18 protein-coding genes and 1 tRNA gene are annotated in these 25,201 nt (G+C 53.3%); 13 read left to right on the top strand and 6 right to left on the bottom strand.

All coding sequences use genetic code 11. The features are described 5' to 3' along the window. Nucleotides 1-34 precede the first annotated feature (34 nt). From OGX91_RS16780 to mutH, 4 genes are all read right to left on the bottom strand, one after another. The gene (locus OGX91_RS16780) at nt 35-1,075 is read right to left on the bottom strand and encodes an NADP(H)-dependent aldo-keto reductase (RefSeq protein WP_040232167.1); all 1,041 of its coding nucleotides are present in this window, start codon (nt 1,073-1,075) and stop codon (nt 35-37) included. A gap of 107 nt (nt 1,076-1,182) precedes the next feature. After that, the gene (gene ygdR, locus OGX91_RS16775; protein ID WP_005123410.1) at nt 1,183-1,401 is read right to left on the bottom strand and encodes a lipoprotein YgdR; all 219 of its coding nucleotides are present in this window, start codon (nt 1,399-1,401) and stop codon (nt 1,183-1,185) included. Between the two features lie 145 nt (nt 1,402-1,546). Continuing rightward, nucleotides 1,547-2,260 (bottom strand): TerC family protein, encoded by a 714-nt coding sequence (locus tag OGX91_RS16770; RefSeq protein WP_040232169.1) that lies wholly within the window; start codon nt 2,258-2,260, stop codon nt 1,547-1,549. A gap of 74 nt (nt 2,261-2,334) precedes the next feature. Further along, nucleotides 2,335-3,030 carry a DNA mismatch repair endonuclease MutH gene (mutH, locus tag OGX91_RS16765; protein WP_005123413.1) on the bottom strand — a complete coding sequence of 232 codons (696 nt, stop codon included), beginning with the start codon at nt 3,028-3,030 and terminating at the stop codon, nt 2,335-2,337. Nucleotides 3,031-3,714: 684 nt separating this feature from the next. Here mutH and rppH point away from each other — a divergent pair. From rppH to recD, 12 genes are all read left to right on the top strand, one after another. Next, on the top strand, nt 3,715-4,245 hold the full coding sequence (gene rppH / locus OGX91_RS16760) for an RNA pyrophosphohydrolase (RefSeq protein ID WP_003825602.1): 531 nt from the start codon (nt 3,715-3,717) through the stop codon (nt 4,243-4,245). A 12-nt stretch (nt 4,246-4,257) separates the two neighbouring features. After that, nucleotides 4,258-6,504: a phosphoenolpyruvate--protein phosphotransferase gene (ptsP, locus tag OGX91_RS16755; protein WP_005123415.1), complete on the top strand. Its 2,247-nt coding sequence runs from the start codon at nt 4,258-4,260 to the stop codon at nt 6,502-6,504. A gap of 190 nt (nt 6,505-6,694) precedes the next feature. Then, entirely contained in the window at nt 6,695-7,570 is an 876-nt protein-coding gene (gene lgt, locus OGX91_RS16750) for a prolipoprotein diacylglyceryl transferase (protein WP_005123417.1), read from the top strand. Between the two features lie 6 nt (nt 7,571-7,576). Further along, entirely contained in the window at nt 7,577-8,371 is a 795-nt protein-coding gene (gene thyA, locus OGX91_RS16745; RefSeq protein WP_005123418.1) for a thymidylate synthase, read from the top strand. Nucleotides 8,372-8,555: 184 nt separating this feature from the next. After that, nucleotides 8,556-9,026, top strand: a complete 471-nt coding sequence (locus tag OGX91_RS16740) for a prepilin peptidase-dependent protein (RefSeq protein ID WP_040232170.1) — start codon at nt 8,556-8,558, stop codon at nt 9,024-9,026. Beyond that, nucleotides 9,017-9,580 carry a prepilin peptidase-dependent protein gene (locus OGX91_RS16735; RefSeq protein ID WP_040232171.1) on the top strand — a complete coding sequence of 188 codons (564 nt, stop codon included), beginning with the start codon at nt 9,017-9,019 and terminating at the stop codon, nt 9,578-9,580. The genes OGX91_RS16740 and OGX91_RS16735 overlap by 10 nt, the downstream gene beginning before the upstream one ends. Next, the gene (locus OGX91_RS16730) at nt 9,577-9,984 is read left to right on the top strand and encodes a DUF2509 family protein (RefSeq protein ID WP_005123423.1); all 408 of its coding nucleotides are present in this window, start codon (nt 9,577-9,579) and stop codon (nt 9,982-9,984) included. The genes OGX91_RS16735 and OGX91_RS16730 overlap by 4 nt, the downstream gene beginning before the upstream one ends. Beyond that, nucleotides 9,969-10,292, top strand: a complete 324-nt coding sequence (locus OGX91_RS16725) for a prepilin-type N-terminal cleavage/methylation domain-containing protein (protein ID WP_005123424.1) — start codon at nt 9,969-9,971, stop codon at nt 10,290-10,292. Before OGX91_RS16730 ends, OGX91_RS16725 begins: the two co-directional genes overlap by 16 nt. A 12-nt stretch (nt 10,293-10,304) precedes the next feature. Further along, on the top strand, nt 10,305-13,673 hold the full coding sequence (gene recC, locus OGX91_RS16720; protein WP_286626918.1) for an exodeoxyribonuclease V subunit gamma: 3,369 nt from the start codon (nt 10,305-10,307) through the stop codon (nt 13,671-13,673). A gap of 178 nt (nt 13,674-13,851) precedes the next feature. After that, entirely contained in the window at nt 13,852-16,740 is a 2,889-nt protein-coding gene (gene ptrA / locus OGX91_RS16715; RefSeq protein ID WP_286626917.1) for a pitrilysin, read from the top strand. Continuing rightward, the gene (gene recB / locus OGX91_RS16710; protein ID WP_286626915.1) at nt 16,733-20,278 is read left to right on the top strand and encodes an exodeoxyribonuclease V subunit beta; all 3,546 of its coding nucleotides are present in this window, start codon (nt 16,733-16,735) and stop codon (nt 20,276-20,278) included. The genes ptrA and recB overlap by 8 nt, the downstream gene beginning before the upstream one ends. Next, entirely contained in the window at nt 20,275-22,104 is a 1,830-nt protein-coding gene (gene recD, locus OGX91_RS16705) for an exodeoxyribonuclease V subunit alpha (RefSeq protein WP_149692194.1), read from the top strand. The genes recB and recD overlap by 4 nt, the downstream gene beginning before the upstream one ends. A 124-nt stretch (nt 22,105-22,228) precedes the next feature. Here the strand turns inward: recD and argA are convergent, their stop codons facing one another. Beyond that, nucleotides 22,229-23,560, bottom strand: a complete 1,332-nt coding sequence (gene argA, locus OGX91_RS16700; protein ID WP_040232180.1) for an amino-acid N-acetyltransferase — start codon at nt 23,558-23,560, stop codon at nt 22,229-22,231. A 234-nt stretch (nt 23,561-23,794) separates the two neighbouring features. Here argA and amiC point away from each other — a divergent pair, with 234 nt between their 5' ends. Continuing rightward, nucleotides 23,795-25,048: an N-acetylmuramoyl-L-alanine amidase AmiC gene (gene amiC, locus OGX91_RS16695; protein WP_149692195.1), complete on the top strand. Its 1,254-nt coding sequence runs from the start codon at nt 23,795-23,797 to the stop codon at nt 25,046-25,048. 74 nt (nt 25,049-25,122) lie between these two features. On the opposite strand, the gene OGX91_RS16690 is transcribed toward amiC, so the two are convergent. Beyond that, nucleotides 25,123-25,199: transfer RNA gene (locus OGX91_RS16690), tRNA-Met, on the bottom strand. Nucleotides 25,200-25,201: the final 2 nt, after the last annotated feature.

Below are 25,201 nucleotides of genomic sequence, written 5' to 3'. Positions count from 1 at the left end.
GCCTGATAAACGCTGCGTCATCAGGCACTAAAAATTATGGTGCAGGATAGGTATACACCTGATGCACCGCTTCAATCTCTGCAAGTACTTCTTCACTCAACTCCAGATACAGGCTTTCAACGTTGGTTTTTAGCTGCTCCATCGTCGTGGCGCCCAGCAGGGTGCTGGCGACAAACGGCTGACGACGCACGAATGCCAGCGCCATCTGCGCAGGATCGAGGTTATGGCGTTTGGCGATATCCACATAGGCTGCGACGGCTTTTTGCGTTTGCTCGCCGCTGTAGCGCGTGAAGCGGCTAAACAACGTATTGCGTGCGCCGGCAGGTTTCGCACCGTTCAGGTATTTACCGGTTAAGGTGCCAAAACCAAGGCACGAGTAGGCCAGTAGCTCAACGCCTTCATACTGGCTCACTTCGGCCAGTCCAACTTCAAAGCTGCGGTTTAGCAGGCTGTACGGGTTCTGGATGGTGGCGATACGCGGCAGGTCATGTTTGTCTGCCAGGTGCAGGTAACGCATTACACCAAACGCCGTTTCGTTGGAAACACCGATGTAACGAATCTTACCTGCACGCTGAAACTCTGCCAGCGCGTCCAGCGTATCCAGCAGGGAAACGACCGGCGCGGAATCCGCCCAGCTATATCCCAGCTTACCAAAGCAGTTTGTCGGACGCTGCGGCCAGTGGACCTGATAGAGATCGAGATAATCGGTCTGCAGTCTTTTCAGACTGTCGTGCAGTGCTTCACGGATGTTTTTACGATCCAGCGCCTGATTCGGTCGAATACCGCTGTCATTGTTACGCGCCGGGCCGCTAACTTTAGAGGCAACGATCAGTTTTTCGCGGCTGCCGTGTTTGGCGAGCCAGTTGCCCACGTAAGTTTCGGTGAGTCCCTGGGTTTCTGGACGCGGCGGTACCGGATACATCTCGGCAACGTCGATTAAATTTATGCCTTGTGCAACGGCATAGTCGAGCTGTGCATGTGCGTCGGCTTCGCTGTTTTGTTCACCAAACGTCATTGTGCCCAGCCCCAGTGTACTGACTTCCAGCGAGCTGTGGGGTATACGGTGATATTGCATAGCCGTTTCCTTTTTATAATCACGACATAAGGATTATAAAAATGGCTGAGGGAAGGGAAAAAGGGAAGCAAAATTGTTAAGGCCAGCAGCGTGGCTGACCTTAACCATCAACGCTCAATGATTTGAGAGACTTCGTCGCGGTTAATTTGCATCGCATTGCCTTGCTGATCGTGGTAACTCACCAGACCGGTATCATCGTCAATTTCTGGTTTACCATCGGTCAGGATCATTCGCCCATCTTTTGTTGCCATCACATAATCGCTGCTGCATCCGGAAACGGCAAAAGCCAGCCCGACGGCGGAAATTAAAACTGCCCATTTTTTCATCTGCTTATCCTCAATGGCCTGCGTCTGACACTAGTTTAGTAATAACGCGAAGTTGTGCAGGGCGAAAGCAGTAAAATCTTAATCTGTGAGAGAAGGAAGGTGCGCGGGGAGTATTCGCTCCCCATGCGGGGAGCGAGAGTGTCAGTCAGAGCGGATTTTTTTTATTGCGCCACAGGTTCAGGGTCTCTACAGCGATAGAGAAGAACATAGCGAAGTAAATGTATCCTTTCGGCACATGGACATCGAAGCTTTCCAGGATTAGCGTGAAGCCAACCAGTATCAGGAAAGAGAGCGCCAGCATTTTTACCGAAGGGTGACGATCAACAAACTCACCGATTGGGCGGGCTGCAAACATCATTACGCCCACGGCAATCACGACGGCTGCCATCATAATAAACAGATGATCGGACAAGCCTACTGCGGTGATTACAGAGTCCAGACTGAAGATAATATCCAACAGCATGATCTGCACAATCGCGCCCAGGAAAGAAGAGACGCGGGTTTTCAGCCCTTCCTCTTCACCCTCAATGGACTCGTGGATCTCTTTACTCGCTTTCCAGATCAGGAACAATCCGCCGAGCAGAAGGATCAGATCGCGCGCTGAAATCGCCTCGCCAAACAGTTCGAATAACGGGTTCGTGAGCCGCGTTACCCATGCGATGGATGCCAGCAGCGCCAGACGCATCACCATCGCTGCCGCCAGCCCGATTCGTCGGGCATGATTGCGTTGTGCTGTTGGGAGTTTTGCTACAACCAGAGAAAGGAAAATAATATTGTCGATCCCGAGAACGATCTCCAGCAGCGTCAGCGTACCGAGCGCCAGCCAGGCGTTAGGATCGGTTATCCATGCAAATAACATCGAACAAAGTCCTGCCAAAAAAAAGAAGCGGTAATTATAGGCGCGTAACGCGACGGGCGAAAGGTCAGGGTGTGTTATTGAGCCTGGAATAGAAAATGCCGTTCCAGCAATGCGCGGGTGAAGTTCTTTTTCAGGTAAAAACCGCGGGGCAGGGTGAGGATGGGTTCGCCATGAGCGCCAATGGCCTCGGTAAGCGCCCGGGCGTTGGCGGCTTTTGGGCGTAGTTGTAAAACTTCACCATGACGGGCGGTGATACGTTCGACGTGGCCTAACACTATCATGTCCATCAACTCTTCCCAGTCCAGACGTAACTGTCGATCTTCCTCTTCATTCGGACTCCACAGTAGTGGAGAGCCAACGCGCCGTTCAGCCACAGGGATGCTGCGTTCACCTTCTACGGGTATCCACAACACGCGTTTAAGCTTGTGTCGAACATGGCTGGTTTCCCAGGTCACGCCAGTATTGCCGGTTAACGGTGCTACGCAGACAAAGGTCGTTTCCAACGGTTTGCCAAGGCTATCTACAGGGATCGTTTTTAACTCCACGCCCAGCGCGGCAAAATCCTGCTCCGGTTTACTGCCCGCACTGGCCCCAAGCCAAATTTCCAGCAGCACGCCAATCCAACCTTTGTCCCGCTTCAGATCCTTTGGCGTGGCGAGTCCTGCCATCGCCGCCAATTCTCCCAGCGTGTAGCCCGAAAGTTGCCGTGCCTGGTGCAGCAACTGGGCTTCGGATTCTGGAGGAGAAAGCAATGGATGGAGTTCTGGCATCAGGGTTACCCTTGGGTTAAAAAATGAGCAATGATTTTATACCGTGTGGACAGAGTTTATCTTTTTCCACATATTTTATCCAATTGCATGATTTATAGTGGTTTTTATATTTTGATGTAGAGGGTTGCGCAACAGAAAGCCGGGTTTTCCAATTCTGGTCACTGACAATGAACAGGATCTTACACCATGTTATCCACAGAAAGATGGGATAACTGTGAAAAACCCCCACTACTGTTTCAATTTACAGCCTTGACGTGCGACGAAAATCGAATTTTCACACAAATTGTGCCTAACTTATTGGCATAATCTGTGGATAAAACCAACGCTGGTCGATCTTTCATCAGCTCGAAGATCGTATGCGTGATGTGCATCACACTTCTGCATGTTTAGCTACAGTTATTACTTTTAACTTAATGAATATATAAGACTATTTTTGGATTGTGACGGATGTCTTATTCAGACTGTTCCGGGTTTTCCCATAGTAATTCCGTACTTCTTCACAACTATATCCACAGAAAAGGTGAATAAAATCGCCTATGTAGCGTATCTTCTGTTTATAACTCGGCCCTTTGCTGTGAGTTATTCAATTGTTATTAGAATATCGCGCTCTTAACAGAGTGGTTTACCGCCCCTCTGGAGTGTGAAACAATCGTTTGTATATAAGGTTTATGTTGAGGTAGTCCGGTGATTGATGACGATGGCTACCGCCCGAATGTAGGGATAGTAATTTGTAACCGCCAGGGGCAGGTCATGTGGGCCCGGCGATTTGGTCAGCACTCCTGGCAATTCCCGCAAGGCGGGATAAATGCAGGAGAGACAGCAGAGCAGGCGATGTACCGGGAACTCTTTGAAGAAGTAGGTCTGAGCCGTAAAGATGTGCGGATCCTTGCTTCTACTCGTAACTGGTTGCGTTACAAGTTACCGAAACGTTTGGTGCGTTGGGACACAAAGCCGGTTTGTATCGGCCAGAAACAAAAATGGTTTCTTCTGCAGTTGGTCAGCAGCGATGCTGAAATCAATATGCAAACCAGCAGTACACCTGAGTTCGACGGCTGGCGCTGGGTGAGTTACTGGTATCCGGTTCGACAGGTGGTGTCATTTAAACGCGATGTCTATCGCAGGGTGATGAAAGAATTCGCAAGTGTTGTGATGGCGCTTCAGGAGAGCACTCCTAAGCCGCAAAGCGCACCTGCGTACAGACGTAAAAGAGGTTAAGCTACGCAAATTATGCTCACCCGCCTGCGCGAAATAGTCGAAAAGGTGGCCAGTGCTCCACGTCTCAATGAGGCGTTGAATATTCTGGTTACTGACATCTGTCTTGCGATGGATACAGAGGTCTGCTCGGTCTACCTGGCCGATCACGACCGACGCTGTTATTACCTCATGGCGACCCGAGGACTGAAAAAACCACGCGGTCGCACTGTTGCACTGGCGTTTGATGAAGGGATCGTTGGCCTGGTTGGCAGGCTGGCGGAACCTATCAACCTTGCCGATGCGCAAAAACACCCCAGCTTTAAATATATTCCTTCGGTGAAAGAAGAACGCTTTCGTGCGTTCTTAGGCGTACCGATCATCCAGCGACGCCAGTTATTAGGCGTCCTGGTGGTACAGCAACGTGAGTTGCGCCAGTACGACGAAAGCGAAGAATCATTTCTGGTCACGCTTGCCACACAAATGGCCGCTATTCTGTCTCAGTCGCAGTTAACCGCACTATTTGGGCAATACCGGCAAACGCGTATCCGCGCATTGCCTGCAGCACCCGGTGTGGCGATCGCGGAAGGCTGGCAGGATGCCACGCTGCCGCTGATGGAGCAGGTGTATCAGGCTTCAACGTTGGATCCGGTGCTTGAGCGTGAACGTCTGACTGGCGCACTGGAAGAAGCCGCGAATGAATTTCGCCGCTATAGTAAGCGTTTTGCTGCCGGGGCACAGAAAGAGACGGCGGCAATTTTTGATCTCTATTCGCACCTGCTCTCCGATACCCGTTTGCGCCGCGAGTTATTTGCGGAAGTGGATAATGGTTCGGTGGCCGAGTGGGCCGTTAAAACGATTATCGAAAAGTTTGCCGAACAGTTCGCCGCGCTGAGCGATAACTATCTCAAAGAGCGAGCCGGGGATTTGCGCGCGCTGGGCCAGCGTCTGCTGTTCCATCTTGATGACGCGATCCAGGGACCGAACGCCTGGCCGGAACGTTTCGTTCTGGTGGCGGATGAGCTGTCTGCCACTACGCTGGCGGAACTTCCCCAGGACCGGTTGGTAGGGGTTGTCGTCAGGGATGGTGCCGCCAACTCTCACGCGGCGATTATGGTCCGTGCGCTGGGGATCCCGACCGTAATGGGGGCTGATATCCAGCCGTCTGTGTTGCACCGCCGCACGTTGGTGGTGGATGGCTATCGTGGCGAACTGTTGGTCGATCCGGAACCGGTATTGATCCAGGAATACCAGCGTCTTATCAGTGAAGAAGTTGAACTGAGCCGCCTGGCGGAAGATGACGTCAACCAGCCAGCACAGTTAAAAAGCGGCGAGCGCGTGAAGGTGATGCTCAACGCGGGGCTAAGCCCGGAACATGAAGAGAAGCTGGGTAGCCGAATTGACGGTATCGGGCTGTATCGTACTGAAATCCCGTTCATGCTGCAAAGCGGCTTTCCATCTGAAGAAGAGCAGGTTGCGCAGTATCAGGGAATGCTGCAGATGTTTAACGATAAGCCCGTAACTCTGCGTACGCTGGATGTCGGGGCCGATAAACAACTGCCGTACATGCCCATCAGCGAAGAAAACCCGTGCCTTGGCTGGCGGGGGATCCGTATAACGCTCGATCAACCGGAGATCTTTTTGATCCAGGTTCGCGCCATGCTGCGCGCGAATGCGGCAACCGGAAACCTGAGCATTTTACTGCCGATGGTGACCAGTATTGATGAAGTGGATGAAGCGCGACGCCTGATAGAACGTGCCGGACGCGAAGTGGAAGAGATGATCGGCTACGAGATCCCAAAACCACGCATTGGCATCATGCTGGAAGTCCCGTCGATGGTGTTTATGCTGCCGCATTTAGCAAACAGGATCGATTTTATCTCGGTTGGGACCAACGATCTCACCCAGTACATTCTGGCTGTCGATCGTAACAATACGCGGGTAGCCAGCATTTATGACAGCCTGCATCCGGGGATGTTACGCGCACTGGCGATGATTGCACAGGAAGCCGAAAGAAGCGGCATCGATTTGCGCTTGTGCGGTGAAATGGCGGGCGACCCGATGTGCGTAGCCATTCTAATTGGCCTGGGTTTTCGCCATTTATCAATGAACGGTCGTTCAGTGGCTCGCGTTAAATATCTACTGCGCCACATCGATTTTGATGAGGCGCAAACGCTGGCTCAGCGCAGCCTGGAAGCGCAGATGGCGACAGAAGTACGCCATCAGGTGGCGGCCTTTATGGAGCGCCGTGGCATGGGAGGATTGATTCGCGGAGGATTGTAGGCCTGATAAGCGTAGCGCCATCAGGCAATACGGTGAGTAAAGATTACCTATACAGATCTTTTACATCTTCCCGGCATCCGCTGCGATCCCCTTGTGCTATCATTCGCACCTTTGGAGCGCCTGCATTATGCTGGCGCGCTTATCAATTGCTGTCTGACTTCAGCGAAATAACAAGAACTTGTGGTGACAGATGACCAGTAGCTATCTGCATTTTCCGGATTTCGATCCGGTCATTTTCTCAATTGGACCCGTCGCGCTTCACTGGTACGGCATGATGTACCTGGTGGGGTTTATTTTCGCGATGTGGCTGGCGACGCGCCGGGCTAATCGCCCGGGCAGTGGCTGGACCAAAAACGAAGTCGAAAACTTACTTTATGCAGGCTTCCTCGGGGTCTTCCTCGGCGGGCGTATTGGCTACGTGCTGTTCTATAACTTCCCGCTGTTCCTTGATAACCCGCTATATCTGTTCCGCGTCTGGGATGGGGGCATGTCCTTCCATGGCGGGCTTATTGGGGTGATTCTGGTGATGATTATCTTCGCCAAACGCACCAAGCGTACATTCTTCCAGGTCTCTGATTTTATTGCTCCACTGATTCCGTTTGGTTTGGGCGCAGGCCGCCTGGGTAACTTTATTAACGGTGAACTGTGGGGGCGCGTCGACCCGAACTTCAAGTATGCCATGTTGTTCCCTGGCTCCCGCACTGAAGATATTTTATTGCTGCAAACTAATCCGCAATGGCAGTCTATTTTTGATACCTATGGCTCGTTGCCGCGCCACGCCTCACAGCTTTATGAGATGGCGCTGGAAGGGGTTGTGCTGTTTATCATTCTTAACCTGTACATTCGCAAACCTCGTCCGATGGGCTCGGTTTCCGGTCTGTTCCTGATTGGCTATGGCGCGTTTCGTATTATCGTCGAATTCTTCCGCCAGCCGGATGCGCAGTTTACCGGCACATGGGTCCAGTACATCAGCATGGGACAGATCCTGTCTATCCCGATGATTGTCGCAGGTATTATTATGATGGTCTGGGCGTACCGTCGCAGCCCGCAGCAACACGTTTCCTGAGGAACCATGAAACAGTATTTAGAACTGATGCAAAAAGTGCTGGATGAAGGCACACAGAAAAACGACCGCACCGGAACCGGAACGCTTTCCATTTTTGGTCATCAGATGCGTTTTAATCTGCAGGAAGGGTTTCCGCTGGTTACGACTAAACGCTGCCATTTACGCTCGATCATCCATGAGCTGTTGTGGTTTTTGCAGGGCGACACCAACGTTGCCTACCTGCATGAAAACAATGTCTCAATCTGGGATGAATGGGCTGACGAGAACGGTAATTTAGGTCCGGTTTACGGCAAACAGTGGCGTGCATGGCCAACACCGGATGGCCGCCATATTGACCAGATCACGACAGTGCTGAACCAGTTGAAAAACGACCCGGATTCTCGTCGTATTATCGTTTCCGCGTGGAACGTAGGCGAACTGGATAAGATGGCGTTGGCGCCGTGTCATGCGTTCTTCCAGTTCTACGTGGCGGATGGCAAACTCTCTTGTCAACTGTATCAGCGTTCATGCGATGTATTCCTCGGTCTGCCGTTCAACATCGCCAGCTACGCCTTACTGGTTCACATGATGGCGCAGCAGTGCGATCTTGAAGTCGGTGATTTTGTCTGGACAGGCGGTGACACGCACCTGTACAGCAACCATATGGATCAAACACATCTGCAGCTTAGCCGCGAGCCACGCGCGCTGCCGAAGCTGGTTATCAAGCGTAAACCAGATTCAATTTTCGACTATCGTTTCGACGACTTCGAAATTGAGGGTTACGATCCGCACCCAGGCATTAAAGCACCGGTCGCTATTTGATCGAGACTAATCCTGTCACAACCGGCGCCTTACGCGTCGGTTTTTTTTTGCCTTACATTCCATTCTGCGGCGTTGATTCCTGAAATTTTGCAACGTGATGCAATGCGCTAAATATTCTCCGTAGCTTGCCGAAGAAGCTGAATTTCCCCCTCGTTATTAATTTCTCTCACGCCATACTGGCGACATGAAAAAACAACAAGGCTACACGCTTCTCGAAACCCTGATTGCAATGCTGATTGTCGCGGCGCTTGGCGCATCGGGGTTATACGGTTGGCAGCGCTGGCAACAACAGCAGCGGTTATGGCAAACAGCCAGCCAGGTGCGGGATTACCTGCTGCAATTGCGCGAAGATGCTAACTGGCGTAATCGTGATCACGTCATCAACGTGCTCCGCGAAGGAGGAACATGGTGTCTGGCAAGCTCAGCGACGTCACAAACTTCGTGTCAGCCGGTTTCACCGTTGATTTTTACGCCGCTCTGGGCTGATGTCGAGATGGTAGAGATAACACCGTCACTGGCTTTTTTTGGCTTACGTAATACCGCATGGGCCGGGCATATCTACCTGAAGAATGCTGCAGGTGAATGGCGTGTGGTGGTGTCTGGTTGGGGACGAATCAGGCTTTGCGAACGCAGTGAGGCGGATCAATGTCGGTAAGTGAACGTGGCTTTTCACTGCTTGAGGTGCTTATCGCTATGGTGATAAGCAGTATTTTACTCCTCAGCGCTGCGCGATTTTTACCTGCGCTGCAGCGAGAGATTTTGCATAACACTCGTCAGCTGGTGCTTGAAGATGAGCTCTGGCAGCGGATCTATACCGTGGCGAAGCATCTCCAGCGGGCTGGCTATTGTCGGGGAAACTGTATCGGAGAAGGGCTGATGATATCAGCCGCGGGAGACTGTGTGATTGTACGCTGGGATGCCAACAGCAACGGTGTCTGGGACGATATTCCGGCGAAGGAGGCTGATGTCGTTGGGTTTCGTGTTCAAGATAAGGTGCTGGAAACCTTGCGTGGCGCAACAACCTGCGTGGGAAAAGGTTGGGATAAAATGACCGATCCGGATTCTATTCAGATTGAGGTATTTCAGGTGGAGCGCCTGAATATCAGCGGATTTGCGCCTGTGCTTTCGTTGCACCTGCGCGGGAGAAGCAACGCCGAGCCTCAAAAGGTCATTGAGGCATTCTATGACGTCACAGGATTCAACCTGTGAACCGTGAGAGAGGTGTTTCATCGCTTGCAATGGTGCTTTTACTCCTGGTACTCGGCAGTCTGTTGCTGCAAGGCGTGAGCCGACAGGAGGCGAGTTTTGCGTCGCGGGTGGCAACGGAAAGCCAGTCGCTACAACATCAGGCAGTGGTGCAATCCGCCATGGAATGGGCACGTATGCAGCCCTGGAGCTTGCAGATGGCAACGCAGTGTCGACGCTATTCCACGCAGGGGGCGACGGTCTGCCTGCGTGTGCTCGACGACGATCTTGTGCTGCTTATTGCGCAATATGAAGGTATATCACTATGGCGTCAGGGGATGATTATCGAGGGTACTATCGAATTCTCAGCGCATGGCTGGAGCGATTTCTGCCCGTTAAAGGTGCTGGAGCTATGTCTGATACCCTGAACAGACAGCGTGGTTTTAGCTTGCCGGAAGTGATGCTGGCAATGGTGCTGATGATTATGATCGTGACCGCGCTTTCGGGATATCAGCGGGCGCTGATGAAGAGCTTTTTAGTCAGAAGCCAGTACCAACAATTGTGGCATCACGCCTGGCAGCAAACACAGTTGCGTATGTATTCACCACCTTTGAACTGGCAAATTAACCGAATGCAGACAACGGTAGCGGGATGTGTCAGCATCAATGTTAAAATTACTTCCCCTCTGGGCAGGCAGGGTCAGATGACACGACTGCACTGCCCAAATCGTCAGTAGTCAGGAGTCGCTATGTTAAGGGTCTACCACTCCAATCGTCTGGATGTGCTGGAAGCGTTGATGGAATATATCGTTGAGCGCGAGCGGCTGGACGACCCCTTTGAACCCGAGATGATCCTGGTTCAAAGCACCGGTATGGCGCAGTGGTTGCAAATGACTCTGGCACAGAAGTTTGGTATTGCCGCTAACATTGATTTCCCGCTGCCAGCGAGTTTTATCTGGGATATGTTTGTGCGCGTATTGCCGGATATCCCAAAAGAGAGCGCATTCAGCAAACAGAGCATGAGCTGGAAGCTGATGACGCTGCTACCCCAATTGCTGGATAACGATGATTTCGCACTGCTACGCCACTATCTCACCGACGACACAGACAAACGTAAGCTGTTTCAGCTTTCATCACGCGCCGCGGATCTGTTCGACCAGTATTTAGTCTACCGCCCAGAATGGCTGACGCAGTGGGAGGCGGGACAGCAGGTGGAGGGGTTAGAAGACGCTCAGGCCTGGCAAGCGCCATTGTGGAAAGCACTGGTGGAATATACGGCTGAACTGGGACAGCCACGCTGGCATCGTGCCAATTTATATCAGCGGTTTATTCAGACCCTGGAAAGTACGTCTGACTGCCCACAAGGTCTGCCCTCGCGCGTCTTTATTTGTGGTATCTCCGCGCTACCGCCCGTGTATCTGCAGGCATTACAAGCGCTGGGTAAACACATTGATATTCATCTGCTTTTTACCAATCCCTGTCGTTACTACTGGGGGGATATTAAAGACCCCGCTTATCTGGCTAAACTGTTGGCGCGTCAGCGTCGGCATAGCTTTGAAGAACGACATTTACCGCTGTTTCGCGATAGTCAGAATGCTGAAGGACTGTTTAACAGCGATGGTGAGCAGGATGTAGGGAATCCGATGTTGGCCTCATGGGGAAAACTAGGACGCGACTACATATATCTGCTTTCGGAACTGGAAAACAGCCAGGAGCTGGATGCGTTTGTCGATATCACCCCTGATAACCTTTTGCATAATATTCAAGCGGATATTCTGGAGCTCGAAAACCATGCGGTGGCGGGTGTTACGCTGGAGGAGTATTCCCGAAGCGACAATAAACGAAGGCTGGATCTGAACGACACCAGTGTGACGTTCCATGTCTGTCATAGCCCACAACGCGAAGTGGAAGTACTCCATGACCGCCTGCTGGCAATGCTGGAGGCGGACCCAACGCTGACGCCGCGCGACATCATCGTGATGGTGGCGGATATCGACAGCTACAGCCCATTCATTCAGTCGGTCTTTGGCAGCGCACCGGCCGATCGTTACCTGCCGTATGCTATTTCCGATCGCCGGGCGCGTCAGTCTCATCCCGTCTTACAGGCCTTTATTAGCCTGCTTTCGCTACCGGACAGCCGCTTTATCTCGGAGGATGTGCTGGCATTACTGGATGTGCCTGTGCTGGCTGCGCGTTTCAACATCAATGAAGAAGGGTTGCGCTATCTTCGTTTGTGGGTCAATGAGTCTGGAATTCGCTGGGGCATTGACGACGACAACGTGCGCGAACTCGCGCTTCCTCCAACTGGCCAGCATACTTGGCAATTTGGTTTAACACGTATGCTGCTGGGCTATGCGATGGAAAGCGCACAGGGTGAGTGGCAGTCGGTATTGCCCTATGATGAGTCCAGCGGTTTGATTGCCGAGTTAGTCGGGCATTTGGCCTCGCTGCTAATGCAGCTTAATCTCTGGCGCCGGGAGCTGGCAGTAGAGCGTCCGTTGGAGGCGTGGCTACCCGTTTGCCGGGACATGCTTAATGATTTCTTCCTGCCGGACGCGGATACCGAAGCGGCGATGACGCTGATTGAACAGCAGTGGCAGGCCATTATTGGCGAAGGTTTGGGAGCCGAGTATGACGGTGCCATTCCGCTTTCGTTGTTGCGTGATGAGCTGGCACAGCGACTCGATCAGGAACGAATCAGCCAGCGTTTCCTGGCAGGGCCTGTCAATATCTGTACGCTGATGCCGATGCGCTCCATTCCGTTCAAGGTGGTGTGTCTGCTTGGGATGAACGATGGTGTTTATCCGCGCCAGCTTGCGCCGCTGGGCTTTGATCTGATGAGCCAAAAACCGAGGCGTGGTGACCGAAGCCGCCGTGATGATGACCGCTATCTGTTCCTTGAAGCATTGATCTCAGCGCAGCAAACGCTCTATATCAGCTATATCGGCCGCTCAATCCAGGATAACAGTGAACGCTTCCCGTCGGTGCTGGTGCAGGAACTTATGGATTACATTGGGCAAAGCCACTATTTGCCGGGCGATGAATTCCTCACTAGCGATCAAAGTGAAGCGAAAGTAAAAGCGTACATTACCCGTTTACATACCCGGATGCCCTTTGATGCACAAAACTATCTGCCAGGTGAGCAGCAAAGTTATGCGCGCGAGTGGTTGCCAGCGGCAAACCTGTCAGGCAAAGCGCACACGGATTTTGTCCAGCCGCTCCCCTTTACAATGCCTGAAACCCTGACGCTGGAAACGCTGCAACGCTTTTGGGCTCATCCGGTGCGGGCGTTTTTCCAGATGCGCCTGAGGGTAAATTTCCGCTCAGAAGAGAGCGAGATCCCGGAAACTGAACCCTTTATCCTTGAAGGGCTCAGCCGTTATCAGCTTAATCAGCAGTTGCTTAACACGCTGGTCGAAGAACACGATGCTGAACGTTTGTTCCGCCGCTTCCGCGCTGCGGGGTCGCTTCCCTATGGTGCATTTGGTGAAATTCTCTGGGATACACAACACCAGGAGATGCAGTCGCTGGCTGAGCGCATTATTGCCTGTCGTCAGCCCAGCCAAAGCATGGAAATTGACCTGACCTGTAATGGCGTACAAATTACGGGTTGGCTCCCGCAGGTACAGGAAGACGGATTGTTGCGCTGGCGCCCATCTTTGATCAGCATTGCGCAGGGCGTGCAACTTTGGCTGGAACATCTTGTCTATTGTGCCAGTGGCGGCACGGGAGAAAGCCGGTTGTTCTTACGCAAAGACGGCGAGTGGCGTTTCCCTCCACTGGAGGCCGAACAGGCGTTACAGTATCTGTCGCAACTTATTGAGGGATATCGGGAAGGCATGTCATCGCCGTTACTGGTATTACCGGAAAGTGGTGGGGCGTGGATAAAAACCTGTTATGACGCCGTAAATGATGCCATGTTAGATGACGACGCAACGTTGCAAAAAGCGCGCAGTAAGTTTTTGCAGGCCTATGAAGGCAATATGATGGTACGCGGTGAAGGTGATGACATCTGGTATCAGCGTCTTTGGCGTCAACTGGATGCTGAAACTCTGGAGACCATTGTTTTACAGTCTCAGCGTTATCTGTTACCGATTTTTCGATTTAATCAGTCGTGATGATTGTATAAAAATTGCGCAACTTGATGGCTTCCACTATGATGCGCTTTCTGTCACGGACTGATTCTTACAAAGAGAAGAGGCTGACGCGTTCAGCACAGTGTCTTGCCCTGTTCAGACCACGCTAAATGCGTTGTTTGCAGTGAACAGGTGAATACGTTAATGATGAGGTTTGTGAATGCCCCGCAGCACCTGGTTCAGCGCATTACTGTTGTTCGTCGCCTTTTGGGCGCCCGTAAGTCAGGCAGATACCGGTTGGCAGCCTTTAGCTGAAACCATCCGTAAAAGCGATAAAGATACCCGCCAGTATCAGGCCGTGCGCCTTGATAATGGCATGGTCGTGTTGTTGGTATCCGATCCTCAGGCTGTGAAATCCCTCTCTGCACTGGTGGTGCCTGTCGGCTCGCTGGAAGATCCGGACGATCATCAGGGGCTGGCACATTACCTTGAACATATGTGTCTGATGGGGTCGAAAAAATACCCACTGCCGGACAGCCTGGCCGAGTTCCTGAAAATGCACGGCGGCAGCCATAATGCCAGCACCGCGCCTTACCGCACCGCTTTCTATCTTGAAGTCGAAAATGACGCGCTGGTCGGGGCGGTAGATCGTCTGGCGGATGCAATTGCCGATCCGTTGCTGGATAAAAAATATGCCGATCGCGAGCGTAACGCGGTTAACTCCGAGCTGACGCTGGCGCGTACCCGGGACGGGATGCGTATGGCGCAGGTGAGCGCTGAGACTATCAACCCGGCGCACCCTGGTTCGCGTTTCTCCGGCGGAAATCTCGAGACATTAAGCGATAAACCGGGCAATCCGGTGGTGCAGGCTTTACAAAAATTTCATGAAAAGTATTACTCCGCGAACCTGATGAAGGCGGTGATTTATAGCAATAAACCATTGCCAGAGCTGGCGCGGATAGCGGCTGACACGTTTGGACGCGTGCCGAACAGAAATATCGACAAGCCTGAAATTACTGTACCGGTAGTCACTGACGCGCAAAAGGGCGTCATTATCCACTATGTTCCGGCAATGCCGCGTAAAGTGCTGCGCGTCGAGTTTCGTATTGATAACAATAGCGCGCAGTTCCGCAGTAAAACCGATGAGCTGGTGACTTACCTGATTGGCAATCGTAGTCCGGGCACATTGTCTGACTGGTTGCAAAAGCAGGGGCTGGTTGAAGGTATTCGTGCGGACTCCGATCCGGTGGTTAATGGGAATAGCGGCGTGTTAGCCATTTCCGCGACGTTGACCGACAAAGGTCTGGCTAACCGTGATGAAGTTGTTGCTGCAATCTTTAGCTATCTCAATCTGTTACGAGAGAAAGGTGTCGATAAACGCTATTTTGACGAACTGGCGCACGTGCTGGATCTCGATTTCCGTTATCCTTCCATCACTCGTGATATGGACTACGTGGAATGGCTGGCTGATACCATGATTCGCGTTCCCGTCGAGCATACTCTGGATGCCGTGAATATTGCCGATCAATACGATGCGAAGGCCGTTGAGCAACGGTTAGCGATGATGACACCGCAGAATGCGCGCATCTGGTATATCAGTGAGAAAGAGCCACACAATAAAACCGCTTATTTTGTCAATGCGCCTTATCAGGTAGATAAAATCAGCGAGAAAACATTCGCCGACTGGCAGCAAAAAGCGCAGGGCATTGCTCTGTCGTTACCGGAGCTGAACCCGTATATTCCAGATGATTTCACGCTGATTAAGACGGATAAAAAATATGCTCATCCGGAACTGATCGTTGATGAGCCTGATTTACGCGTGGTGTATGCCCCGAGTCAATATTTTGCCAGCGAGCCAAAGGTTGATGTCAGCGTGATACTGCGTAACCCGAAAGCGATGGACAGTGCCAGAAACCAGGTCTTATTCGCCCTGAACGATTATCTGGCGGGTATTGCACTCGACCAGTTAAGTAACCAGGCCGCAGTGGGGGGGATTGGTTTTTCTACTAACGCTAATAACGGCCTGATGCTCAATGCCAACGGCTACACCCAACGTTTGCCACAGCTTTTTCAGGCGCTGCTGAGCGGTTATTTCAGTTACACCTCAACAGATGAACAGCTGGAACAGGCGAAATCCTGGTACGCCCAGATGATGGACTCTGCGGAGAAAGGCAAAGCCTACGATCAGGCGATTATGCCGGTTCAGATGCTGTCTCAGGTACCGTACTTCTCACGTGATGAACGGCGTGAGATGTTGCCATCTATTACGTTGAAAGAAGTGATGACCTACCGTGACACCTTAAAAGCCGGTGCGCGTCCCGAATTCCTGGTGGTCGGCAATATGAGTGAAACTCAGGCGAAAACCATGGCTCGGGATATCCAGAAGCAGCTTGGTGCGAACGGCTCACAGTGGTGCCGAAACAAAGATGTTGTGGTAGACAAGAAGCAGTCTGCCATCTTTGAAAAAGCGGGCAGCAGTACGGATTCAGCGCTGGCGGCGGTATTTGTACCTACCGGCTATGACGAGTACACCAGCTCGGCTTACAGCGCAATGCTAGGACAGATTGTTCAACCGTGGTTCTACAATCAACTGCGTACTGAAGAGCAATTAGGTTATGCCGTCTTTGCTTTCCCAATGAGCGTTGGCCGTCAGTGGGGAATGGGCTTCCTGTTGCAAAGCAGCGACAAGCAACCGTCCTATCTCTGGGAACGTTATAAAGCGTTTTTCCCGACGGCGGAAGCGAAGCTGCGGGCGATGAAAGCTGATGAGTTCGCACAAATTCAGCAAGCGATCATCGCGCAAATGCTGCAGGCGCCGCAAACTTTGGGGGCCGAAGCCTCTCAGCTAAGCAAAGATTTCGATCGCGGCAATATGCGCTTCGATTCACGTGATAAAATCGTGGCTCAGATTAAACTGCTGACGCCGCAAAAGCTTGCCGACTTCTTCCATCAGGCGGTGGTTGAGCCGCAAGGCATGGCGATACTGTCACAGGTTTCCGGCAGTCAGAACGGGAAAGCAGAATATGTGCACCCGGAAGGCTGGAAAGTGTGGCAGACCGTCAGCGCGTTGCAGCAAACCTTACCCCTGATGAGTGATAAGAATGAATGATGCCGCTGAGTCCCTTGATCCACTGCGCTTGCCCCTGACGGGCGAGCGCCTGATTGAAGCCTCTGCGGGCACCGGTAAAACCTTTACCATCGCCGCCCTGTATTTACGTTTACTGCTTGGGCTGGGCGGCTCTGCCGCCTTTCCCCGTCCGCTGACCGTCGAAGAACTGTTAGTGGTCACCTTCACCGAGGCGGCTACTGAAGAGCTGCGCGGTCGTATTCGTAGCAACATCCATGAACTGCGCATTGCCTGCCTGCGTGAAACCACCGACAACCCGCTATACGCTCATCTGTTAGATGAAATTGCCGATAAAAAGCAGGCCGCCCAGTGGCTGCTATTGGCTGAAAGGCAGATGGATGAAGCCGCGGTGTTTACCATTCATGGTTTTTGTCAGCGTATGCTCAGCCTCAACGCCTTTGAGTCAGGCATGTTGTTTGAACAGCAGCTGATTGAGGATGAGTCGCTGTTGCGCTATCAGGCCTGCGCAGATTTCTGGCGTCGACATTGTTACCCGCTGTCTCGCGACATTGCTCAGGTTGTTTTTGAAACGTGGAAAGGTCCACAGGCGCTGCTAAGGGATATTGATCGCTACCTGCAGGGTGAATCCCCGGTGATTAAAGCCCCACCGCCAGCTGATGAAACGCTGGCAGCCCGGCACGAAAAAATTCTGGCGTGTATCGACCAGATTAAGCAGCAATGGCGTGATTCCGTCGCTGAGCTGGACGGTCTACTGGAAGCCTCCGGGATCGACAGACGTAAATTTAATCGTGGTAATCAGGGGAAGTGGATCGAAAAGATCAGCGCGTGGGCGCAGGAAGAAACCCGAAGCTACCAGCTTCCTGATGCGCTGGAGAAATTCTCTCAGCGTTTTCTGGAAGACCGCACCAAAGCGGGTGGTGTAACCCCTCAACATCCGCTGTTTGTCGCGATTGATGAACTGCTGAGTGAACCGCTGACAATCCGCGATCTGGTGATCACCCGGGCATTGTCGGAAATCCGCGAGGCGGTCGCACAGGAAAAACGCCGACGTGGTGAGCTTGGTTTTGACGATATGCTCAGCCGCCTGGACGCGGCGCTGCGTAGCGAAAGCGGCGATGCGCTGGCGGCGGCTATTCGTACCCGTTTCCCGGTGGCAATGATTGATGAATTCCAGGATACCGACCCGCAGCAATACCGTATTTTCCGCCGTATCTGGCAGCATCAACCGGATACAGCGTTGTTGTTGATAGGCGATCCTAAACAAGCTATTTACGCCTTTCGCGGCGCGGATATTTTTACCTACATGAAGGCGCGTAGCGAAGTCAGCGCGCACTATACGCTTGATACTAACTGGCGTTCGGCTCCTGGCATGGTCAATGGCGTGAATACGATTTTCAGCCAGATGAACGACGCCTTTATGTTCCGCGAAATTCCTTTTAGCCCGGTGAGATCCGCAGAGAAAAATCAGTCGCTACGGTTTGTTATACACGGTGAAACGCAGCCTGCCATGAGTATGTGGCTGATGGAAGGGGACAGCTGTGGCGTGGGCGACTATCAGAACTACATGGCGCAGGTGTGCGCCACGCAAATTCGCGACTGGCTTAAGGCCGGGCATTCTGGCGCTGCGCAACTGGTCAGCGGTAAAGCGTCCAGGCCGGTACGCGCCTCGGATATCAGCGTACTGGTTCGTAGCCGCCAGGAGGCGGCGCTGGTCCGCGATGCGCTGACGCAACTGGCCATTCCCTCTGTTTATCTCTCCAACCGTGACAGCGTGTTTGAAACGCTCGAAGCACAGGAGCTGCTGTGGGTTCTGCAGGCAGTGATGACGCCGGAGCGTGAGAACACGCTGCGTAGCGCGCTGGCGACTTCAATGATGGGGCTGAATGCGCAGGATCTTGAAGCGTTAAATAACGACGAAAATGCCTGGGATGCGGTGGTCGAGGAGTTCGATGGTTATCGTCAGATCTGGCATAAACGCGGCGTGATGCCGATGCTGCGCGCGCTGATGGCTGCCCGCCAGATTGCGGAAAACCTGCTGGCGACGGCGGGGGGTGAACGCCGCCTGACTGACATTTTACATATCAGCGAACTGCTCCAGGAAGCGGGATCGCAACTGGAAAGCGAGCATGCGCTGGTGCGCTGGCTATCTCAGCATATTCTTGAACCCGACAGCAATGCCTCCAGTCAGCAGCTCAGGCTGGAAAGTGATAAGCATCTGGTCAAAATCGTCACTATTCATAAATCGAAAGGGCTGGAATATCCACTGGTCTGGCTGCCGTTTATCACTAATTTCCGCGTCCAGGATCAGGCGTTCTACCACGATCGCAGCTCCTTTGAAGCGGTGCTGGATCTCAGCGATGCCGCGGAGAGCGTTGAGCTGGCCGAAGCGGAACGTCTGGCAGAAGATTTGCGCTTGCTCTATGTCGCGCTGACCCGTTCGGTATGGCACTGCAGCCTTGGCGTGGCGCCGTTGGTGCGCCGTCGGGGCGATAAAAAAGGGGATACCGATGTGCATCAGAGCGCCCTTGGCCGCCTGTTGCAAAAAGGCGAGCCGATGGATGCCGCGGGTCTGCGTGGCGCGATTGAAGCGCTGTGCTGCGATGATATTGCCTGCCAGACGCCTGCGCAGCCTGACGGCGAACCCTGGCAGGTTGCGCAGAACGTCAGCGGTGAACTGAGCGCGAAAATACTGCAGCGTACGCCCGGCGACAGCTGGCGCGTGACCAGCTATTCCGGCCTGCAACAGCGTGGACATGGTATTGCGCAGGATCTGATCCCGCGACTGGATATCGATGCCGCAGGCGTCGGTGAGGTTATTGAAGAGTCAGGACTCACGCCGCATCAGTTCCCGCGCGGCGCTTCGCCGGGTACATTCTTGCATAGCTTGTTTGAAGATCTCGACTTCACCCAACCGGTAGAACCGCATTGGGTCGAAGAAAAACTGGCGTTGGGCGGTTATGACGCGCACTGGACGCCGGTTTTAACCGCATGGCTGGATGCCATTTTGCAGGTGCCTCTCAATGAGACCGGCGTGAGTTTGAGTCAGCTTTCCGCGCGTGAAAAACAGGTGGAGATGGAATTTTATCTGCCGATTTCGCAGCCGTTGATGGCCAGCCAACTTGATGCGTTGATCCGCCAATACGATCCACTCTCGGCAGGATGCCCTGCGCTGGACTTTATGCAGGTGCGCGGCATGCTGAAAGGGTTTATTGACCTGGTATTCCGCCACCAGGGGCGTTATTACCTGCTCGACTACAAGTCAAACTGGCTGGGTGAAGACAGTTCTGCGTATACCCAGCAGGCAATGGCCTCTGCCATGCAGGCGCATCGCTATGACCTGCAGTATCAACTTTATACCCTGGCGCTGCATCGCTACTTGCGCCATCGCATTGCTGGTTACGATTATGAACGCCATTTTGGCGGCGTTATCTATCTTTTCCTGCGTGGCGTTGACAGTGACAATCCGCAGCAGGGAATTTACGCCACCCGACCCGATGGGGAATTGATCGCGTTGATGGACGAGTTGTTTGCCGGAGTGCCGCTGGAGGATATGTCATGACAATCCAGAAACGATTACTGGAAGCCGTTGAGCAAAAGCAGCTCCGGCCTCTGGATGCCCAGTTCGCGCTGGCGGTTGCCGGAAACGACAACCCTGCCGTTACGCTGGCGGCGGCTCTGCTTAGCCGTGAGGCGGGCGAGGGGCACGTTTGCTTACCGCTTTCCCGGTTATCTTTACGCGAAGATGCTCATCCGCTGTTGAACGCCTGGCTCGCTGAAGCGGGAGAGCCCGAAGACTGGGCGGAGTGTCTGCTGGCCTCCGGGGCGGTAAGCCGTGGCGAGCAGCCTACGCCGCTGGTGCTGTACGGCGATCGCTTGTATCTGAACCGGATGTGGCATAACGAACGCACGGTGGCCCGTTTTTTCGGTGAAGTTAACTACGCCATTGAGGTGGACGAGCCACGGTTGATCCGCACGCTGGAAGCGCTTTTCCCACCATCGGAGGGCGTGAACTGGCAAAAAGTGGCTGCTGCCGTAGCGCTGACCCGCCGTATATCGGTGATCTCCGGCGGGCCGGGGACCGGAAAAACGACAACGGTGGCGAGGCTTCTGGCGGCGTTGATTCAGATGGCGGACGGTGAACGCTGTCGTATTCGTCTGGCGGCACCCACGGGAAAAGCGGCTGCACGTCTGACCGCCTCGTTGGGCGCGGCGCTGCGAGAACTGCCGCTGACCGATGAGCAAAAGAAGCGCATTCCCGATGATGCCAGTACGTTGCACCGCTTATTGGGCGCTCAGCCTGGAAGCCAACGCCTGCGACATCATGCAGGAAACCCGCTGCATCTGGACGTGCTGGTAGTGGATGAAGCCTCGATGATCGATTTGCCGATGATGTCGCGCCTTATCGATGCGCTGCCGCCACACGGGCGGGTGATTTTTCTTGGCGATCGCGACCAGCTCGCTTCCGTTGAAGCGGGGGCGGTGCTGGGGGATATCTGTGCTTTCGTCGGTGATGGCTTTACTCCGGAACGTGCCAAACAACTCAGTCGACTGACCGGTAGTCCCATTCCAGCGGGAACCGGAACTCAGGCCGCGTCTTTACGTGACAGTTTATGCCTGCTGCAAAAGAGCTACCGCTTCGGTAGCGATTCCGGAATCGGCCAGTTGGCTGCGGCGATTAATCGTGGTGACAAAGCCGCGATAAAAACGGTCTTCCAGCAGGGATTTAGCGACATCGAAAAACGCGCCCTGCACAGCAGCGAAGATTACGCCGCGATGCTGGAGGAAGCGCTGGCGGGTTATGGGCACTATCTTGATTTACTGCGCGAGCGCGCCGAGCCGGATGCTGTCATTCATGCCTTCAATGAGTATCAGCTATTGTGCGCCCTGCGGGAAGGTCCGTTTGGCGTGGGGGGATTGAATGAACGCATTGAGCAGGTGATGGCGCAAAAACGCAAAATTCACCGTTCGACGCATAGCCGCTGGTATGAGGGAAGGCCAGTGATGATCGCGCGCAATGACAGTTCGTTGGGATTATTTAACGGTGATATTGGCATTGCCCTCGATCGTGGGCAGGGCCTGAGAGTGTGGTTTGCGCTGCCGGACGGTTCTATCAAATCGGTCCAGCCCAGTCGCTTGCCAGAACATGAAACCACCTGGGCAATGACCGTTCATAAATCGCAGGGATCTGAGTTTGACCATGCGGCGTTGATTTTGCCCAGCCAGCACTCACCCGTGGTGACCCGTGAGCTGGTCTATACCGCCGTCACCCGTGCCCGCCGTCGTTTGTCGTTGTATGCCGATGAACGGATATTGAGTAGCGCCATTGCCACCCGAACCGAACGCCGAAGCGGGCTGTCGGCGTTGTTTAATGATGGCATGATGTAGGCCGGATAAGCGTCAGCGCCATCCGGCTGTGTGCCTGATGGCGACGCTATCGCGTCTGATCAGGCCTACGATCTGCATACCAAAGATGTGCCAGCGAATTGTAGGCCGTATCCGGCAACGATCGCTATCCCAAATCCGCCATCAGCACTTTTGACCGCCGCTGATAGTTGTACATCTCTTTTTTGCTTTCCGGCAGCAGGTCGATATCCACCGGCGTGAAGCCGCGCTCCTGGAACCAGTGAATGCTGCGCGTCGTCAGCACGAACAGCTTGCTGAGTCCCATTTGTCTGGCCTGCACAGCAATCCGCTCCAGCAAAACTTCGCCGCGTGATGAGCTACGGTAGTCCGGATGCACTGCCACGCACGCCATTTCGCCAATCTTCTCCTCCGGAAAAGGGTACAGAGCGGCACAGGCGATGGTCAGATTATCGCGCTGAATAATGGTGAATTTGTCGATCTCCATTTCCAGCTGTTCGCGGGAGCGGCGGACCAGAATGCCTTGCTGCTCCAGTGGGCGGATCAGCTCCAGAATCCCACCGATATCGTTAATGGTGGCGCGGCGGATCTGCTCGGCGCTTTCCATTACGATCTGCGTCCCGATCCCGTCGCGGGAGAACAGTTCCTGCAGTAATGCGCCATCTTCCTGATAGCTGATCAGATGGCAACGGCGTACGCCACTGCGACAGGCTTTCACTGCGCCGCGTAGGAAGCGCACCGTGCCGGAGCTGTAATCACCTTTCTCTTCCTGCAATTCAACGCGAGCCTGGGCTTCGTTGGGAAACAGCTCGGAAATAATATCGCCATCATCGTTGGTGACGCCCTGAGAGGAGCAAAAGCCGATCATCTTCTCCGCCTTCAGTTTGATAGCCAACTGCGTGGCGACCTCTTCTGACGTCAGGTTAAAGCTCTCACCGGTGACGGAAACGGCGACCGGTCCCATCAGCACAATCGCGCCGCTGTCTAACTGGCGGTGAATCGCCTCTTCATCAATACGACGAATACGCCCGCTATGGCAGTAATCGACGCCGTCATCCACACCCAACGGTTGCGAGATAATAAAATTACCGCTGACCACATTGATATGTGCCCCTTGCAACGGCGTATTATTCAGGCTCATCGACAGGCGGGCGGTAATATCAAGCTGAAGTAGCCCCGCAGCCTGTTTGACCAGCTCCAGGGTTTTCGCATCGGTGACGCGTGTGTTTTTGTGGTACACCGGTTCATGATGATGCGCCGCGAGATTGGCATCAATCTGCGGTCGTGCGCCATAGACCACGACCAGGCGGATGCCGAGGCTATGAAGAAGACCAATGTCATTGACGATACTGGAAAAGTTTTCATGCTCGATGGCTTCGCCGCCCAGCATAATGACAAACGTTTTTCCCCGATGGGTATTGATATAGGGAACAGAATGGCGGAATCCCTGTACCAGTTCGGTTCTACGCTCCTTCACCACGGTACACCCTCATTGCATGATTATTCGTAATTTGTGTATTTTTATTCTGTTTTTGTTCTGTGCGCAAGCGTAATTTTTACCCATGCCGAAGATTTTTATCAGTAATACCGTGAATATAAAAAGAATGTTTACCCTTTTATAGATGACAGATTATGCGTCATTCGCTAAAGTTTCCGGTCAATTCGGACGTTTTACGTATTACCTCAATACAGATTTCTTTTGCTCGGGAGAAGCATGTCGGGATCCAACTCAGCAATCAGTCGCCGCCGTTTACTGCAAGGTGCGGGTGCTATGTGGCTTTTAAGCGTCAGCCAGGTTGGTCTGGCTGCTGCGAGTCAGGTCGTTGCCGTACGTATCTGGCCTGCGTCCAGCTATACCCGCGTCACGGTAGAATCTAACCGTCTGCTGAAATACAAACAGTTTGCCCTGAGTAATCCTGAGCGTGTGGTTGTGGATATTGAAGACGTTAATCTGAACTCGGTGCTCAAGGGCATGGGAGCGCAGATTCGTCCTGACGATCCGTATATTAAGTCGGCGCGCGTTGGCCAGTTTGATCCACAGACCGTGCGAATGGTGTTCGAGCTGAAACAGAATGTGAAGCCGCAACTTTTTGCCCTGGCACCGGTGGCGGGCTTTAAAGAACGTCTGGTGATGGATCTCTATCCCGCAAATGCCCAGGATGTTCAGGATCCGCTGCTGGCATTGCTGGAAGATTACAACAGGGGCGATCTGGATAAACAGGTACCGCCTGCGCAGAGTGGCCCACAGCCGGGCAAAGCGGGACGCGATCGCCCCATTGTTATTATGCTGGATCCGGGCCACGGCGGGGAAGACTCCGGTGCGGTGGGGAAATACAAGACGCGTGAAAAAGATGTGGTACTGCAGATTGCCCGCCGCCTGCGAGCTCTCATAGAGAAAGAGGGCAACATGAAGGTCTTTATGACGCGAAATGAAGATATCTTCATTCCGCTTAAAGTCCGCGTGGCGAAAGCGCAGAAGCAGCGCGCAGACCTGTTTGTCTCGATTCACGCCGATGCCTTTACCAGTCGACAGCCCAGCGGTTCGTCGGTGTTTGCGCTCTCGACCAAAGGCGCGACCAGTACCGCAGCGAAATATCTGGCGCAGACCCAGAACGCCTCGGATCTCATCGGTGGCGTCAGCAAGAGTGGCGACCGCTACGTCGACCATACCATGTTCGATATGGTGCAGTCGCTGACCATCGCCGACAGCCTGAAGTTTGGTAAAGCGGTATTGAATAAGCTTGGTAAAATCAACAATCTGCATAAGAATCAGGTTGAACAAGCCGGGTTTGCGGTGCTAAAAGCGCCGGATATTCCGTCCATTCTGGTAGAAACAGCGTTTATCAGTAACGTTGAGGAAGAGCGCAAACTCAAAACGGCGACCTTCCAGCAGGAAGTTGCAGAGTCGATTCTGGCGGGGATTAAAGCCTACTTTGCCGATGGGGCGACGCTGGCGAGAAGGGGATAACAAAAAAGCGCTGAAAAGCGCTTTTTTTACGGACCGCAGATACAAAAAAACACCCGTTAAGGTGTTTAATGTGTTGGTTGCGGGGGCCGGATTTGAACCGACGACCTTCGGGTTATGAGCCCGACGAGCTACCAGGCTGCTCCACCCCGCGTC

Source organism: Citrobacter sp. Cpa228, from assembly GCF_030333085.1.
Lineage (GTDB): Bacteria > Pseudomonadota > Gammaproteobacteria > Enterobacterales > Enterobacteriaceae > Citrobacter > Citrobacter pasteurii.
The sequence above is the reverse complement of the archived record's forward strand: the minus strand, read 5'-3'. Positions and strand labels throughout refer to the sequence as shown.

Coding starts and splice junctions, on each gene's coding strand:
- recB (WP_286626915.1), top strand. CDS start 16,733: ATGAATGATGCCGCTGAGTCCCTTGATCCACTGCGCTTGCCCCTGACG.
- OGX91_RS16770 (WP_040232169.1), bottom strand. CDS start 2,260: ATGTTATTTGCATGGATAACCGATCCTAACGCCTGGCTGGCGCTCGGT.
- mutH (WP_005123413.1), bottom strand. CDS start 3,030: ATGCCAGAACTCCATCCATTGCTTTCTCCTCCAGAATCCGAAGCCCAG.
- ptsP (WP_005123415.1), top strand. CDS start 4,258: ATGCTCACCCGCCTGCGCGAAATAGTCGAAAAGGTGGCCAGTGCTCCA.
- thyA (WP_005123418.1), top strand. CDS start 7,577: ATGAAACAGTATTTAGAACTGATGCAAAAAGTGCTGGATGAAGGCACA.
- OGX91_RS16740 (WP_040232170.1), top strand. CDS start 8,556: ATGAAAAAACAACAAGGCTACACGCTTCTCGAAACCCTGATTGCAATG.
- recD (WP_149692194.1), top strand. CDS start 20,275: ATGACAATCCAGAAACGATTACTGGAAGCCGTTGAGCAAAAGCAGCTC.
- OGX91_RS16735 (WP_040232171.1), top strand. CDS start 9,017: ATGTCGGTAAGTGAACGTGGCTTTTCACTGCTTGAGGTGCTTATCGCT.
- OGX91_RS16780 (WP_040232167.1), bottom strand. CDS start 1,075: ATGCAATATCACCGTATACCCCACAGCTCGCTGGAAGTCAGTACACTG.
- ygdR (WP_005123410.1), bottom strand. CDS start 1,401: ATGAAAAAATGGGCAGTTTTAATTTCCGCCGTCGGGCTGGCTTTTGCC.
- amiC (WP_149692195.1), top strand. CDS start 23,795: ATGTCGGGATCCAACTCAGCAATCAGTCGCCGCCGTTTACTGCAAGGT.
- recC (WP_286626918.1), top strand. CDS start 10,305: ATGTTAAGGGTCTACCACTCCAATCGTCTGGATGTGCTGGAAGCGTTG.
- OGX91_RS16725 (WP_005123424.1), top strand. CDS start 9,969: ATGTCTGATACCCTGAACAGACAGCGTGGTTTTAGCTTGCCGGAAGTG.
- lgt (WP_005123417.1), top strand. CDS start 6,695: ATGACCAGTAGCTATCTGCATTTTCCGGATTTCGATCCGGTCATTTTC.
- ptrA (WP_286626917.1), top strand. CDS start 13,852: ATGCCCCGCAGCACCTGGTTCAGCGCATTACTGTTGTTCGTCGCCTTT.